The 16,226-nt window shown below is 38.5% G+C and carries 17 protein-coding genes and 1 riboswitch; of the genes, 13 read left to right on the top strand and 4 right to left on the bottom strand.

Features of this window, described 5'->3' with window-relative positions; translation table 11 throughout:
* Positions 1–738: 738 nt before the first annotated feature.
* A riboswitch (cobalamin riboswitch) is annotated at positions 739–879 on the top strand.
* 378 nt (positions 880–1,257) lie between these two features.
* From ACSQ6I_RS22810 to ACSQ6I_RS22750, 13 genes are all read left to right on the top strand, one after another.
* Positions 1,258–1,665, top strand: a complete 408-nt coding sequence (locus ACSQ6I_RS22810) for a DUF1636 family protein (protein WP_438892546.1) — start codon at positions 1,258–1,260, stop codon at positions 1,663–1,665.
* 46 nt (positions 1,666–1,711) lie between these two features.
* Positions 1,712–2,152 carry a hypothetical protein gene (locus ACSQ6I_RS22805; RefSeq protein WP_438892545.1) on the top strand — a complete coding sequence of 147 codons (441 nt, stop codon included), beginning with the start codon at positions 1,712–1,714 and terminating at the stop codon, positions 2,150–2,152.
* Positions 2,153–2,170: 18 nt separating this feature from the next.
* Positions 2,171–2,557, top strand: a complete 387-nt coding sequence (locus ACSQ6I_RS22800; protein WP_438892544.1) for a hypothetical protein — start codon at positions 2,171–2,173, stop codon at positions 2,555–2,557.
* Between the two features lie 83 nt (positions 2,558–2,640).
* On the top strand, positions 2,641–3,051 hold the full coding sequence (locus tag ACSQ6I_RS22795) for a hypothetical protein (protein WP_438892543.1): 411 nt from the start codon (positions 2,641–2,643) through the stop codon (positions 3,049–3,051).
* Positions 3,052–3,162: 111 nt separating this feature from the next.
* Positions 3,163–4,191: a serine hydrolase gene (locus ACSQ6I_RS22790; RefSeq protein WP_438892542.1), complete on the top strand. Its 1,029-nt coding sequence runs from the start codon at positions 3,163–3,165 to the stop codon at positions 4,189–4,191.
* Positions 4,192–4,552: 361 nt separating this feature from the next.
* On the top strand, positions 4,553–4,957 hold the full coding sequence (locus tag ACSQ6I_RS22785; protein WP_438892541.1) for a hypothetical protein: 405 nt from the start codon (positions 4,553–4,555) through the stop codon (positions 4,955–4,957).
* Between the two features lie 402 nt (positions 4,958–5,359).
* On the top strand, positions 5,360–6,412 hold the full coding sequence (locus tag ACSQ6I_RS22780; RefSeq protein WP_438892639.1) for a hypothetical protein: 1,053 nt from the start codon (positions 5,360–5,362) through the stop codon (positions 6,410–6,412).
* 109 nt (positions 6,413–6,521) lie between these two features.
* Positions 6,522–6,890, top strand: a complete 369-nt coding sequence (locus tag ACSQ6I_RS22775; RefSeq protein WP_438892540.1) for a hypothetical protein — start codon at positions 6,522–6,524, stop codon at positions 6,888–6,890.
* Between the two features lie 578 nt (positions 6,891–7,468).
* Positions 7,469–9,379: a bluetail domain-containing putative surface protein gene (locus ACSQ6I_RS22770; RefSeq protein WP_438892539.1), complete on the top strand. Its 1,911-nt coding sequence runs from the start codon at positions 7,469–7,471 to the stop codon at positions 9,377–9,379.
* A gap of 109 nt (positions 9,380–9,488) precedes the next feature.
* The gene (locus ACSQ6I_RS22765) at positions 9,489–9,737 is read left to right on the top strand and encodes a TIGR02450 family Trp-rich protein (RefSeq protein ID WP_438892538.1); all 249 of its coding nucleotides are present in this window, start codon (positions 9,489–9,491) and stop codon (positions 9,735–9,737) included.
* Between the two features lie 621 nt (positions 9,738–10,358).
* Entirely contained in the window at positions 10,359–11,225 is an 867-nt protein-coding gene (bchL, locus tag ACSQ6I_RS22760) for a ferredoxin:protochlorophyllide reductase (ATP-dependent) iron-sulfur ATP-binding protein (RefSeq protein ID WP_015216056.1), read from the top strand.
* A 32-nt stretch (positions 11,226–11,257) separates the two neighbouring features.
* Complete coding sequence (locus ACSQ6I_RS22755; RefSeq protein WP_438892537.1) at positions 11,258–12,097, top strand: DUF5331 domain-containing protein; 840 nt, start codon at positions 11,258–11,260, stop codon at positions 12,095–12,097.
* A 187-nt stretch (positions 12,098–12,284) separates the two neighbouring features.
* Positions 12,285–13,688, top strand: coding sequence for a ferredoxin:protochlorophyllide reductase (ATP-dependent) subunit N (locus tag ACSQ6I_RS22750; protein ID WP_438892536.1), 1,404 nt, complete (start codon positions 12,285–12,287; stop codon positions 13,686–13,688).
* 113 nt (positions 13,689–13,801) lie between these two features.
* Here ACSQ6I_RS22750 and ACSQ6I_RS22745 read toward each other — a convergent pair whose 3' ends face one another.
* From ACSQ6I_RS22745 to ACSQ6I_RS22730, 4 genes are all read right to left on the bottom strand, one after another.
* Positions 13,802–13,999: a hypothetical protein gene (locus ACSQ6I_RS22745; protein WP_438892535.1), complete on the bottom strand. Its 198-nt coding sequence runs from the start codon at positions 13,997–13,999 to the stop codon at positions 13,802–13,804.
* 51 nt (positions 14,000–14,050) lie between these two features.
* On the bottom strand, positions 14,051–14,248 hold the full coding sequence (locus ACSQ6I_RS22740; protein ID WP_438892534.1) for a hypothetical protein: 198 nt from the start codon (positions 14,246–14,248) through the stop codon (positions 14,051–14,053).
* A gap of 26 nt (positions 14,249–14,274) precedes the next feature.
* The gene (locus tag ACSQ6I_RS22735) at positions 14,275–15,525 is read right to left on the bottom strand and encodes a nif11-class peptide radical SAM maturase 3 (RefSeq protein WP_438892533.1); all 1,251 of its coding nucleotides are present in this window, start codon (positions 15,523–15,525) and stop codon (positions 14,275–14,277) included.
* A 356-nt stretch (positions 15,526–15,881) separates the two neighbouring features.
* On the bottom strand, positions 15,882–16,217 hold the full coding sequence (locus tag ACSQ6I_RS22730; protein WP_438892532.1) for a Nif11-like leader peptide family natural product precursor: 336 nt from the start codon (positions 16,215–16,217) through the stop codon (positions 15,882–15,884).
* Between the last annotated feature and the right edge of the window lie 9 nt (positions 16,218–16,226).

Genomic DNA, 16,226 nt, shown 5'->3' with positions numbered 1-16,226 from the left:
TACTTCCCACAATTTTTGTCTCCAAAATATTGTGATTAAACTACAAAATACACTTAAAATTTATGTGTAGAAGACAACATTTGATGTTAGTTCTCTAACCTAAACTCATGCGTAAAATCAGGCAAAAAATAACCATTACTAACCCTGCTATAGTACCACCTAAAAACCGAATACAGAGCTTAAAGAAGGAGGATTGATAATTATAAACAATTTCTTTAACATCCTTGTGAATTTCACGCATTTTCTTTTGTCCAGGCTGGGTGTTTTAAAAATCCATAGAAAAATTTGACCCTGAGTTTTACCAGAATCAAAATTATTCTATCAAATTTCTTGTTTAATGCCTACCAAGCCAAAAATGCTAATTACAAATTCGATCTGAGTTGCACACCATAAATTACTGGATCTCCAAAACCCGCAGTCACATCAGGTGGTGGGAAAAAGAAGCCAGAAGTAATATAACTGGTATCAAACAAATGGTACAGTCGAAACACGCAATCAAATTGTTGGTACAATAAATACCCAAAGGAATTATCAAGGCTTACAATTTACCTTGGGTGTTCCCTTCAACCTCAATCATGCTGTTTATTAAAAACCCAGCTTTTAGTAATCCCTACGGAGATAAAGTAACAGAATAATTATCAATATTTAACGGCAATCTGCTGTAATTGCAGTTAAATTCAGCAAGACCTAAATAAAATTATCCTGCCACCCCCATTGACAACAAACAAAAATTGTTGTATGTTTGTCGTCGATGTCGGTTTTAATGAAAAAACCATTAAACGCAAGGGGGAAAGTTTGGTGTAAATCCAACGCTGTCCCGCAGCTGTAATGAGACTTATGTCTCTGAGTCAGAATGCCCGCCGAAAGTAAAATAACCCATATCCATCTGCGTGGTACAGATGAATAAATCCATGAATATTTCCATCAAAATTCATCATTTTAGCTTCAGAGATTCTCTACAGATTGTGTATTACTCTGAGACTATTAACAGTCGATTTAATTTTTTACAACTTTTTATCCAAGAAGATGGGAAGCGTATATGACTGACGCTTACTGCTATCTTCAATAGATTTCTCCAAATGTCAAATAGACATAGCAGTTTTCAATTGAATCAAATATACCAATTGACATCAGCCCTTTTTTAGGGAAGGAATGATTTCAAACATTATTTGTTTGCAGGAGAGGTTACTGCTGTAGTCCTGCTGTAGAAACTTTCATGTCTGCGTTTCTAACTGATTCTTACACATTTTTTAATCAATGCTCAATCAAAAACATACTCTATTTGTCTGCACGACTTGTGGTGGTAAGTGGGAAGACGGTAAACGAGTTGGTGAAAGTAGTGGAGAAAAACTACTACAACAGCTTCAACAACTTGCACAAGATAGAGCAATACAGGATAAATTCTGCATTCAGGGGGTTGAATGTATGAGTGCTTGTAGTCATTCTTGTGTGATTGCTTTTACAGCAGCAGGAAAATCAACCTATCTCTTTGGTGATTTGCTCGTAGATGAAAGTTCTGCAATATTAGAATGTGCAAATCTATACTATGCTAAAGCGGATGGTTTGTTACCTTGGTCAGAACGTCCAGAAGCCTTGAAAAAAGGTATTTTAGCAAAGATTCCCCCACTAAATAAGTGGATCAACTTAAATGTCAGTTGTTGTTAATTAATAACTGGATTTATCTAGATTAGAGTTTTATAGGAGTAGGTAAATGCGACCGGAAAATAGTGTTTGGCAAGGAAATTTTGGCTACTGGCAAAACAGCTTTATTCATACTAATCTACTGGTAATAGGTTACACAGCATGGAAGGGATTTATGTCATTTGGGAGAGGAATGGTGATTTGTGATGTCGATACTCAAATTAGTCACCCTACAATTACCAGCCTTGATAAAGCTACTTTTAGACTGCAATTTATCCCGGCTAATTTGATTGGGTTTGATTTGAGATCACAATCAATTCATGAATCCATGATTTCATCTATTTCTCCAGCAGTGTCAACATATAATCCTCATCAAGATATTATTTTGATACTAAAGGCTCATCCTCAAATTGAGGTCAATTTCTTACACAAGCTAAAGATTACTCCATCGGATTGCTACAAACAAGTTTGCAATCTTTGGGAAGAATTTCAACCAAGCTTAATGCCTTAAAAATTACTTTATTCTTTAATGCAAAAACTAAAATCAACCAATATTCCCAAACCTACCCGCTACCAAAACGCAGCTATAGATTATTACCTGGGACTGACAAATTCCTCCTATCTTCATTACGGTTATTGGGAACCACTACCTAGTGCGGCGGAAGAATTGACTCTCAATCGCTTGCGTATAGCTCAGGAAGCCTATGCAGCTAAACTTTTGAGTTTTATTCCCAAAGAGACAAAAACGGTACTTGATGTGGGCTGTGGGATTGGTGGTAATGCGGCATATTTGTGCGTTCGGCGCTTCGCCGTAGCGCTTCGCTATCGCGGTTTTAGTGTTGAGGGATTAGCACCTGATGCAGTTCAGGAAGAACGGTTTATTAAGAATACCGGGGGAAAGTACCTTTCTACTTAACGAGATTTGAGGATTTTGATTCATCACATACCTACGATTTAGTTTTATTCAGCGAAAGTAGTCAATATATTGCTGTTGAGGATTTGGCTCAAGGTACAGTTCGTTTATTAAGTAATGGTGGCTATTTATTGCTTGCCGATATGATGCGTTCTGACAGTGAATACCGAGAGGGAATTTTTTATAATTGTCATATTTCCAGGGAACTGCAAGCGGCCTTAGTAAAAGCTGGATTTAATTTAATTCAGACTGAGGATATCTCCACCCAAATTGCACCAACGATTGATTTGTGTGTTGATAACTTCCGTACTTTTGGGTTGACTACTATCAAATATATTGCCGATATGATAGCGATCGCACTCCCACCTTTACATACACTTGGCCGTTTAGCATTTAGACGTTGGTTGGAAAAACCAATTATTGAAGGATTAGCAGCACGCACAATTTTTGAGCGACATCTGTGTTATGAAATCCAACTCTGGCAGTTATTAAAATAAAGTTAAATAAGCGGAACTCTGAAACCAACCTCCAAGTCAATTAATCCTGATTTCATTGACTTTCTTGGAAAATATCTGTAAGTAAATTCAATACTCTCCTCACAAAACTCCATGAAATTACGTTCATTACTCCTATTTAGTATCACAAGTACTCTTCTGTTGTCTTCACCAGTTAAGGCAAATCCTAACACCAATCAAGTTGATAACCCAACTAGCTGGAGTCGAAATAAATTATCTGTACAATTACCAGAAATTAAATTTATTCCCCCAGATATCATCAGCAATGTCAAAGCTACAAATACTAGTAAATTCACTGGTATAGTTCCTCTGGGAAGAGAAATTTCAGAATTACAAACTCCCATTAAAAAATTAATGGCTCGCTACAAATTTCTCTCTCCTGGAATCTTTTTTATGGACTTAGAAACAGGAGATTATTTAAACGTTAATGGAGACAAATCTTTTGCAGCAGCCAGTACAATTAAATATCCTATTTTGATTGCTTTGTTTCAAGAAGTAGATGCAGGAAGAATCAAGCTAGATGAAACCCTGGTAATGGGGCGTAAACATATGGTTGGTGGTTCTGGAAATATGCAGTATGCGCGAGTGGGAAGTAAGTTTAGTCTCTTAGAAACTGCAACTAAGATGATGACTATTAGCGATAATACTGCAACAAATATGGTTATAAATCGTTTAGGCGGTATTAATAAATTAAATCAAAAATTTCGCAGTTGGGGATTGCAAAATACTGTAATGCGAAATCGACTGGGAGATTTTAAAGGAACGAATAAAACCAGCGCTAAAGATTTGGTAAAACTATCAGCTTTAATGGAAAATAATCAGTTACTTTCCGATACGAGTGAATCACAAGTAATAGGTATTATGAATAGTTGTCATAATAGAAGTTTGTTACCTTCTGGTTTAGGTTCTGGTGCTAAGATAGCTCACAAAACAGGGACACTTCGGTTTATATTAGGAGATGCAGGTATCATTGAAACGCCATCAGGTAAGCGTTATTTAGCAGGAATTTTCGTGCGAAGACCGAATCATGATGCTAGAGCAAAAGATTTTATTCGTCAAGTTTCTCAGGTAGTATATGGCTATTTTGAGCATCCAAAAGTGAGTACCCAAGGAAGGTTATAGACTCACTATTCCAGTCATCTAAGAACTGCTGTAATACCAAATTAGGATGAAGCTGCATAGAATAGGATTTCTAGAATAATTGACCGCAGATAAACGCGGATAAATATGAATTAATGGATTTCATGATTCTATGCAGCCTCACATAAAATTGCTATAAGTCTTTATTTGACTTGAAAGTAGATTTTTATTATATGCGCTTAATTTAGCATATATGCGAACTATAGCTTGGAACCTTCTCCAGATGCGATCGCAATTTTTACCATTTATATGATTATGAAGTGATTAAATTTTTGGATTTTTTATAAAAGCGATCGCTCATAGTGCCGTGTTATCCTTGACTGATAAGAATATTTTTATAATCATGTCACAATTAGAACGACTACAAAAAATGGAGGAAGATGAACTAACTGAATACAGCACTGATGCCCGTAAGATGGAAAAATTACGCCGTAAAATAGGTTTATCTGTATCATTAGCGGAACAGCGGCAAATTAGAGAAGAATTATTAACTACAATGCAATCTAGTAAAATTGCTGAAATAGTAGAAGAGCAAAGACAAACAGTAGCTTTACCTTTTTGGGGAATTGCGGGCTTGGGGTTGTTATTTGGAATTTCTCTCAATCAACCGATAGCCTTGTTAGCGGCTGTAGTTGGTACTGTTGCAGCTTATAGAATTCAAAAATGGGGTTGGCAATTACAAGCAAAACGTCTATTGTTACGCACATTAGAAGATATTGAAATGCGTATCGCTCAACCCAATAAGTAATAGTTTAGATAATTCTGTATAGAATAAACTAAAAAGGCAGGATCAAAACCTGCTCAATACTCAAAGAAAGCTCATTAGACATCTTCAAAAATTAAATGTGCGTTTCCTAGAACCGTTGTAAAGACGTTCGCTGGGTAGAGATTCTCGTCTCTACATTCTTTTTCACTTCTATGTCTATTAGGACAAGTTTCTACTGTTTTGTGCTTCTCCTTTGCAACATCTCTCATATTTTCGCCTCATTTAGTACTGCTGTGCAATTGTCCCGATTTAACTTGTCAGCTTAGTTGGTAATATAGATTACTAAAATAATATCTAGAGAAGGTTCCTTACATTGATAAACTAACAATTATTACTGGTGTGTGATTGGTTATTACTAAAAAACCATTGAAGGAGATAGAGATGATGACAAAGTATGATAAGATATTCGATTCACAAGATACCTCAGAAGAATCACTGAGTCCAGAAGAAGCGGTAGCGGCTATAGCTGTCATTACGGCAATAGTTGATTCTTCCATTGAAGACTTAGATACAGAGAGTTTGATTGATATTCTTTGGGAATTTGAGGTTTTTGATGAATACTCAGAAGAGGAAATGACAGAGATAGTTGATAGACTAGTAGCGATCGCACAAGATGAAGGACTAGGATCACTGTTTAACACTGCATACGCAAGCCTCTCAGACGAAATCGTACTAGATGGCTTTGCGGCTGGGGTAATCATGCTTTTAGATGACGAAGACTTGACTATCCCCACACAAAAACAGCCTTATATCAAACAGCTACAGCAAGCTTTAGAACTAGAAGACGAAGAAGCAGAGGAAATTATTAAGGAAGTCATAGCTGCAATTGAAGAAGCAGAAGATGATGAATATGCAGCAGAAGAATCCGAAGCAGTAATATTTAATGACCTTGGTCAGCAGATATATAATTCACCTTTAGATAATTTTACAGTTCCCATTCCAGTTAACCCAGAACAGGGGGGAAGAATTCAAAGTCAAGAAGGAATAGTCGGCTTTTCTGATGATGTTGGGACTTTGCTCAGAATTGATTATTATCCTCTCCCTCCAGAATATTTAGAGGAAATGGAATTTCAAGGACAAGAAAAATATTTCCACTCAATTATCATCGAAAAGTATGTACCTCAGGCGATATTTGCCAATGTCCAAGGTGCAGAAATTAAATACGCAGAATATCTAGAAGATATTTTAAATGGATATTACTATGTATTAGTTGATATGCCTAAAGGCTCAACAATTTCCAAACAAGAAAATAACGGAAGTGCGATCAGATTAGATGCCTATCGAGGATTGCTGGCGTTTATTAATGGGGAATTTTTGTATATAGTTAGTAGTCAGCGCAGCTTTTTTGAAGGTAATACTCCCAGTTCTGTTAAGAAGGAAGCTGAAGAAATCAAGCAGCATATTTTAGAGTTTGTAGAGACGATGGAATTTAGTTAAATAGGAACTTTTGCAGTTGTAATTTAGAGGATGTTTGTCAAGTTCACCATTATCAATTACCATTACTTCAAAACATCTCTCAAAATGCCGGGCAACTGGAATAATACCAATGATTAACCCCTACGACTTTGAAGATGATGACTTCGACATTGAGAATGAGGATTTATTTCCCATGAATCCCGTTAGCAAAATGACCGAAGGCGAGAAGCTACAGCGCTTTAAACGCTTTTTTGACAGCAGTACCCGCTCTATGTTACAAGACTGTCTTTTTCGGATTGTCAATGATGAAGATGGTACCGGCACTTTAGAAATACTTTGTCCAAATGAAATTGTCCGTCAACGTCTATCCAAAAAAAAGCGTAAAATTACAAATAACATTAATGGTTGCTGGAGTCAGATCAGGTGGTTTTCCTTATGTATCCAGGAGAATGGACGGTTAGATTGTCAAACTTTTAACCGTAATGGCGATCGCTTTTGAAACCTTGACGCGATATAGATTTCAGGGTTAATTAACAATAGCTAATTAGTCTTCGTGGATCAGAAGTGTTGAATGTTAAGATTTTGAATATCTTGCTCAAATTGTCTATTGGCATTGGTGATACCAAATCTGAGTGATTAATGACTCTATTCTTAATAGACAAGATATTTTACCTGGACAAGACGCAAAAAATATCAAATTTAGGACGTACGCAAGTGTCACACCAAAAATCTATTGTAGGGTGCGTCAGATATCAAAAATCTGTTTATTTAGTAGATTTATGCAGTCTGACGCACCTTATCAATGTGCCAGTTGCGTAAGTCCTGAAATTTTGTTGCAAGATCAACACTTCTGATTGTGGATAGACTTTATTTTATGTAGTATGTTTTCGCACAGTGTGGCGTAAGCCATTAATTGTGGTTTTGAGTGTGATAGAGATTTAAATACTAGTATTAATTGTAAAAGAAAAAGCGGTCAGATTGACCGTGTTATTATATAGACTGGATAGTGCCAACACTTCCAGGATGAAACAGGAAGAGAAACAGACAATTGCTAGTTTTTTTGTATCAGAGAAAATTATGTCTACCAATCCACAAAACCTAATCGTCGCAAAATCCACACCAGTCAAAGCTGATTTTGGCATATACGTTCCTATTGATCAGATTTACACCTATACCTACGATGCCAATAGCAACCTGACTTCAGTAAACTCTGACACCAATGCTGATGGCACAATCGACTCTATCACCACCTACACTTACGATGCCAATGGCAATCAGACTTCAGTAAACTCTGACACCAATGCTGATGGCACAATCGACTCTACCTACACCTCCACCTACGATATCAATGGCAACCTGATTTCACAAATATCTGACACTAATGCTGATGGCACGCCAGATTATATCTACACCTCCACTTACAATGCCAATGGCAATCAGACTTCACAAACATCTGACTACAATGCTGATGGCACGCCAGATTTCATCAGTATCTTCACTTATAATGCCAATGGTAATCAGACTTCACAAACATCTGATTACAATGCTGATGGCACGCCGGATTATATCACTACCTACACCTACGATGCCAATGGCAATCAGACTTCAGTAAACTCTGACACCAATGGTGATGGCACGCCAGACTTTAGCAGTACCTACACTTATAATGCCAATGGCAACCTAACTTCACAAACATCTGATTACAATGGTGATGGCACAATCGACCATATCACCACTTACACCTACGATGCCAATGGCAATCAGACTTCAGTAAACTCTGACACCAATGCTGATGGTACAATCGACTCTACCTACACCTCCACCTACGATATCAATGGCAACCTGATTTCACAAATATCTGACACTAATGCTGATGGCACGCCAGATTATATCTACACCTCCACTTACAATGCCAATGGCAACCTGACTTCAGTAAACTCTGACACAAATGGTGATGGCACGCCAGATTATATCGACACCTATACCTACGATGCCAATGGCAACCTGATTTCACAAATATCTGACACTAATGCTGATGGCACACCAGATTTTATCACTGCCTACACTTATAATGCCAATGGCAATGCCAAGAGCAATCTGGCTTCACAAAGCTATGACTACAATGGCGATGGCACACCGGATTATATCACCACCTACACCTACGATGCCAATGGCAATCAGACTTCAGTCAACTCTGACACCAATGCTGATGGCACGGTAGATTATACCGACACTTACACTTACGATGGTAATGGCAACCTGATTTCACAAATATCTGACTACAATGCTGATGGCACGCCAGATTATATCTACACCTCCACTTACGATGCCAATGGCAACCTAACTTCAGAAAGCTATGATTACAACGGTAACATCATTCCTGAATACAGATATCTCTATGATGTGAATGGCAATGTCACCAAACTGCTGAACAATGTAGTGGAAACAACCCAATTCATCAGCGGTACTAATCGCAAAGATTCGTTATTCGGTTCTGATGGCATTGATAATATTTCTGGTGGTAATGGCAAAGATAAACTGTTTGGCTTAGAGGGTAATGACATTCTCAATGGTGATAATGGTGCTGATCTTCTAGTGGGTGGTGCAGGGGCTGATGTCCTCACAGGTGGGAAGGGTACAGACAAATTCCGCTACAAAGATTTGAGCGATTCCCTGTTAAGCAGTTACGACAAGATCACCGACTTTAAGATTGGTAAAGATAGGATTGATGGTATTAATGCCGTTTCTAAACGGAATGTGTTTGACGGAGGCACGGTTAAAAGCTTGATTGCTACTGATATTCAAGCAGTGTTAACTAATAGTTCTTTTGCGGCTAATGGTGCAGCTACTTTTACTTTGGGTAGTGGTGCAACTCAACAGACATTTGTAGCACTTAATGATGACATTGCTGGCTTCTCTGCTGCTACCGACTCCATTATTGAGATTACTGGTTTTAGCGGTAATTTGAACAATATAAGAATAATCTAGTAATTTTGTAGTTGGACTTAATCTGTTTGTTCTGAGCAATGTTCGCTTGCTCAGAACAATGAGCGCACTAATTATTCAATTTCCGATATGGATCTTTAGAACCTGAAAAATGCCTAAAAAACAGAAGTTTCCCTATTTACTCGGTTCTAAGTGGACAGCACAAAAAAAAGTTGATGGGTGGCGACATTTTCAAGTTGTTAACCGGAAAAATCAGGGTAAGTGGGTATATGCAGAAATGGTGGCTGCTTGTGACCCTCAAGTCCGCTTTTGGTTGAATGCGAAATTGTTACAAGATAATTCCCAGTGGCACGCCGGTTGGCAATCATTGCAGGAAATCAATGCTGTTGAAAAAAATTAAGATAAAATTAATATTTATATATCAAATTTATGGTTGTCATGATTTAATTAGTTTTTAGATATAAATTTTTTAATTTAATAATTATTTACAACTAACAATTCTTAGCCGTAGCCAGCAGAAGGCATTTTTCATTCACTTAAATCATTCCATATTGAGTAAATTGCCTGAAAGCATCTATTTATAGACTCTCTCAAATTCTTGGGTATAGCCAGCCGTAAGCATTGCTATCTTTTTAGTATTAACTGATAATAATTATTTTTTTAGAATAAAATACGCCTGGCTGCTTGATAATAAGCTGTAAATACATGAGTATAATTGTTTGTAAACAGTTATAAATAGCGAATTTATTTTTTTTGTTTTTTGTAACTATTTTATTATTTATTTTTTATAAATTAATTTAATAGAGTTTTTGAGAATTTTTTGAGCTTTATAAGCCTAATTAATCACTTAAAGTCTTTATATATGTAAATTACGCCGTCTAAAGCCAAATTCCAAATTTCCAGCCTCTTTCTTTTCTAGGAAATTTGCACAATAATGACACTCACACACCTCACACGTCGCTAATACAGGCTAGGTGAAGGCTGCAAGTTTGAAAAGAAACTATTAAAGAGGCAATCAAAAGTGAAATTAGCAGTTTACGGAAAAGGTGGAATTGGCAAATCAACAACTAGCTGTAACATCTCAGTTGCCCTAGCCAAACGCGGTAAAAAAGTACTACAAATTGGCTGTGACCCTAAACATGACAGCACTTTCACACTTACCGGGTTTTTGATTCCTACAATTATTGACACTCTGCAAGAAAAAGATTACCACTACGAAGATGTTTGGCCTGAAGATGTAATTTACAAAGGCTATGGTGGTGTAGATTGCGTAGAGGCTGGTGGTCCTCCGGCTGGTGCAGGTTGTGGTGGATATGTAGTAGGTGAAACTGTAAAACTACTTAAAGAACTCAATGCTTTTGATGAGTACGATGTAATTTTATTTGACGTACTGGGTGACGTTGTGTGTGGTGGCTTTGCAGCACCACTCAACTATGCCGATTATTGCCTGATTGTTACTGATAATGGCTTTGATGCCTTGTTTGCTGCTAACCGGATTGCAGCTTCAGTCCGTGAGAAAGCACGGACTCACCCACTACGTTTGGCTGGGTTAATCGGTAATCGCACTGTCAAGCGCGACTTGATTGAGAAATACATCGAAGCAGTACCAATGCCAGTTTTGGAGGTATTACCTCTAATCGAAGATATCCGTGTTTCCCGCGTGAAAGGTAAAACCCTGTTTGAAATGGCAGAGTCAGATCCTTCACTGGACTATGTTTGCGACTATTACCTGAGCATTGCTGACCAAATATTAGCGCGTCCTGAAGGTGTTGTTCCTAACGATGCTCCAGATAGAGAACTTTTCTCTTTGTTGTCAGATTTTTATCTAAATCCGAGTAAACCACAAGCCACTAATGCAGAAGAGGAATTAGACTTGATGATTGTATAAAACATTTTACCTCGTCAGGATGGGGGGAGACTATGGCATTCTTTAATAGCTTTACGGACTCAATCAAGCAAAAGTGGTTGCAATTCTTTCAGGTGAACCGCGATTGGATTACCCTGCAAATGGCAATAGAATCGGTTTATACCCCCGATGGAGGGAAGCGACCATCTTCGTACCTCATCCTGGGAGTGGTAAATGCGCTAGAACCCAAACTAGCCCAGCTAATGTTTCCCTTTGCTAAATTAAATCCAGATGCTGATACTCTGATTGAAGTATTGGATTTACATTTTGACCCAGATATTGTCCTCGGAAACCGTTTGAGTCCGACAACAGAACCAAAAAGATACTTGGACGTTTCTGAAGATATCCCTGAAGTGCTAGAAGATATTGCTGAAGATGTTCTGGAAGAGGAACCATCAGCAAGCACTGATTTAAGTGATGTTGGGGAAGAGGAGATTGATCAAGAATTCACAATGATCGATGTCACTCAAGTCAACTGGGACGAAAGCAATTTACTGGTAGATGACAATGCTTTCGATGAGATTTCTTTAGCCGATGAAAGCATCCTAGAGGAGTCCGAACCAGCATCCAGTGTAGAAACAGTGGATGAGTTTAGTGGGATTTCTTTTGAGTCTATGACTTTAACGGAAGACAACCACGCGTCTGCATTAGGTGATTTAAGTCTCTCTGATGACAATGGGTTTGATGATCTAGGTCAACCTGAAGAGAGCGCATTTCGTGATGTGTTGTCTGATGTCTGGGGTGATGAAAAATCCCTCCAAGAGGGTGAAGAAAATAACGACCTTTTGGGTGAAGAACTGCCATCAGAGGTTTTTGATGAATCAGAAATGGCTCGTCTCTTCCCCAATAATTAATTGTTGAAAGCAGGTGATAGGAGGCAAAAGGCAGGGAGCAGGGAGCAGGGAGCAGGGAGCAGAAGAAAGATAAATATTCTTTTCATCTCCCCAATCCCTAGTACCTAGTACCTAGTACCCAGTCCCCAATCCCTAGTCCCCAATCATCTGCTTTACAAGCTTAAAAAATTAAAGGGAGAATATTAATATGACTGTTGCTCAACAGCCAGAAGCTTTAAATTTTGAATGTGAAACCGGAAATTATCACACTTTTTGTCCTATTAGCTGCGTTGCGTGGTTATATCAAAAAATTGAAGATAGCTTCTTTTTGGTGATTGGGACAAAAACCTGCGGTTACTTTCTGCAAAATGCAATGGGAGTGATGATTTTTGCTGAACCCCGCTATGCAATGGCAGAGTTAGAAGAAGGGGATATTTCGGCACAATTGAATGATTATGAAGAATTAAAACGATTGTGTGAGCAAATTAAGCGCGATCGCAATCCTAGTGTAATTGTCTGGATTGGTACTTGCACCACAGAAATTATTAAAACCGACTTGGAAGGTTTAGCACCCAAGTTAGAAGCTGATTTAGGTATTCCCATTGTTGTCGCCCGTGCTAACGGACTCGACTACGCATTCACCCAAGGAGAGGACACTGTATTAGCCGCTATGGCTCATCGTTGTCCTGAAAAGTCTCCAGTTTCAGAAACTGAAAAAGTTGAGCGCAACGCCATTCAGAAGCTGATGAATTTCGGTAAGAAAAAAGAAGACATCGCCCAAGATGAATCTGAGTATGTAGATCACCCACCTTTGGTGCTGTTTGGTTCTTTACCTGACCCCGTAGTGACTCAGTTAACCTTGGAACTGAAAAAACAAGGTATCAAAGTTTCTGGTTGGCTACCTGCAAAACGATTTACAGAATTACCTGTGATCGAAGAAGGGTATTATGTCGCTGGTGTTAACCCCTTCCTCAGCCGCACCGCTACAACTTTAATGCGTCGCCGCAAGTGTAAGCTAATTGGCGCACCATTCCCCATTGGCCCCGACGGAACTCGCGCTTGGATTGAAAAAATCTGCTCGGTGTTTGGAATTACACCCAAGGGTTTAGACGAACGGGAAGCGCAGATATGGGCTGGTGTAGAAGATTATGTGAAATTAATTCGTGGTAAATCTGTGTTTTTGATGGGTGATAACCTGTTGGAAATTTCTATGGCGCGGTTTTTGATTCGCTGTGGAATGACTGTTCAGGAAATCGGTATTCCTTACATGGATAAACGCTATCAAGCTGCTGAGTTGGCTTTGTTAGAAAAAACTTGTCACGAAATGAATTCACCTCTACCAACAATTATGGAGAAGCCTGATAATTACAATCAACTTCAACGGATTTATGAGTTGAAACCTGATTTGGTAATTACTGGTATGGCTCATGCTAACCCACTAGAAGCACGAGGTATTAATACTAAGTGGTCTGTGGAGTTTACCTTTGCTCAAATTCACGGTTTTGGTAATACCCGTGACATTTTGGAATTGGTAACTCGTCCTTTAAGAAGGAATAATAATTTGAAGGATTTGGGTTGGGATAAGTTGGTGAGAGAAGAAGCGAAGATTTAGATTTTTTCGGCAATATCTAAGGGCGGACTTTTGGGTTCGTCCTTATGAAGTGCGGAATGTGGGTTTTAAATCACAAATTCTGTAGGGGCGGGGTTTTCCCGCCCTCTATTCCATCACCAAATAAAAGATATAGATGGTGCAAAAATATCCTCAGAAACGGCAACTTGAATCACACTAATATTAGTAGTAATAAAAATTCCACCACGAGGAATAGACAGATCATCATCATTCAAATCTATAAGAAAGGTTTCAGAATCTTGGAAAAATTGAAACCCAGCAGGATTTAAATCAGAAACTTTGAGTTTAGACATAGTACCGTTTTTGAGTTGTTACTTTTTGGATATTGATGCAGTCAATCAGCGTTAAATTCTCGAAATACAAGCTTCCTTCTCGATTCTGTCTAAAGCTTTCTTGGCTCTAAAAAGAAGTCGTAAATAAGTGATTTGACTATCCCAAGCCAAACGAGGTAATAAACGTTGTGGAGTATCTGAACTATCCTCAGATTGTGCCACAGTATTCGGATTTTCTAAAGTGATAGAATCAGGGTCAATATGGTTCATATTTATAAACAGGATTTCAGTTTGCATTAACTTTCATATTTGACTAACTCTGGTTCCTTTTTCCACCCTTCTGGCCATTGAATTAAATCAGCAGTAAAGTGAAGTCGATCATTTTCTGGCCAAGGTGTATTAATGGGTTCTTCAATCAACGCAAACTCCCCATTATCAAAAGGGTTGCCATCCGCACGACGTTGCAGAAATACTCGCTCTCGAATCCCATCTTTTTCTTGAGTAAGGGCGCGATGATGACAATAAGGATTATTACCTCGCTTATCAAAGAAAACATGGGCAGTCCAACTACAACCACCACGACAGAGTTCGGCAAATTCACAAGTCTTGCAGAAACCCCATAGGTGTTCTATTCCCTTGGGAGTACCAGCCCCGATATTAAACCGCAGTTCTTCAGTTTCTTCAATAATTGTTCGCAATGAATGGTCGCGGATATTACCTCCTGTATAAGCTGTGGTTGGCAGCGACGGACAACCTTTAATTGCACCATCAGCTTCAATACCCAACGCAGACAATCCCGCGCTACATCCCTGCCAAAAAGACCAAGCATCACCTCCTCGGAGCGATCGCTCATAGGGTCCGTAATAGCCAATATTATTTCCTGCTTGCACCTGTACCCCTTCTTGCTTTGCCCGTTCGGCAACACCAGCAATCATGGGATATAAATCTATGAGTTCATAAGGTTGCAGCAAAATCTCGCTGTTATCTGCTGCATTCCCCATCGGTACAGTTAATTGAATTTGCCAAGCGAAAATACCCGCGTCGCGGAGATGTTCATAAATTCGAGGAAATTCTGGCGCAGAGAGGCGATTAATTTGAGTATTACAACCAAAAGGAATTCCTGCTTCTTTGAGGTTACTCATAGTCTTAAACGCCCATTGCCATGAGCCTTGTTTACCCCGGATATGGTCATGAGTAGCTTCTAAACCATCAACAGAAACAGAAACAACTTGAATACCTGCTGCTTTCATCCGATGGGCTGTTTCTAAAGTGATACCATAACCCCCAGTAGTCATGCCACAAAGCATACCAGCTTTAGTAATTGCTTGGGCAATCTCCAACCAATCAGGACGAAGAAAAGCTTCACCCCCAATAATAGTAACTTCTGTAATTCCTACATCAGCCATTTGTTTAACCAAATCAAGGGCTTCTGCTGTAGAAAGTTCGTTTGCCCTTGTATGACCAGCACGAGAACCACAATGTTGACAAGCTAGATTACATTTAAGTGTAATTTCCCAAACTGCATAACTAATCCGGCGATAATTCATTCAAATATCCTCAATCAATTTCTTTATGGCTATCTCTTGTAGGGTGCGTCAAAATAATTCGTAATTGATAATTCGTAATTCGTAATTGCAATCAGTGGAGGCTTGTACCCTCTTTAATTATGAATTACAAATTAGTAATTATTTGGTAAAAACATCTTTTTTTGACTGATCTTTCAACTCAGAACTAAAGTTTCTTATCTGTTCCCTGTTCCCTTTTTTGTAACAATCAACAGATTTTTCTGACGCACTTTACTAATATGCCAATTGCATAATTCCTGTTCTTTAGAAAGGGACAGATATACATTAATCCATCCCCAGAAACTTACTTAATTTGCGAGTTCGGAAATAGAGATTTTCTAAGCTAGGGTGTCATCTATGCGAATAATTCCATACATAAGCTGAAAAGGTGGCCAAACAACTCCATATAGTGGTTGAATTTTTGGTCTTCCAATGATTCCACCAAACACGGCTGCTAGTTCTTTTTCACCTAAATCTTGAATTTCACCTTCAGAATTAGCCGATTCTAAAAGTTGATAAGTATATTCTTCATACTCTTCTTGAGTGAAATCATAGCCAGCAGCTTTAACTATTTGGCTACATTCTTCTTTATTTTCAACACCTTCAATTTGAGTGCGGAAAGCCTCATCAGCAGCCAGGTTTTCGTAGAAAGCTTTAACGTGTTCTAGAGACATAATTTTCTC

The sequence above is a fragment of the Anabaena sp. WFMT genome (genome assembly GCF_051781005.1).
Classification (GTDB): Bacteria; Cyanobacteriota; Cyanobacteriia; order Cyanobacteriales; family Nostocaceae; genus Anabaena.
This window is presented reverse-complemented; position numbering and strand designations above follow the sequence as displayed.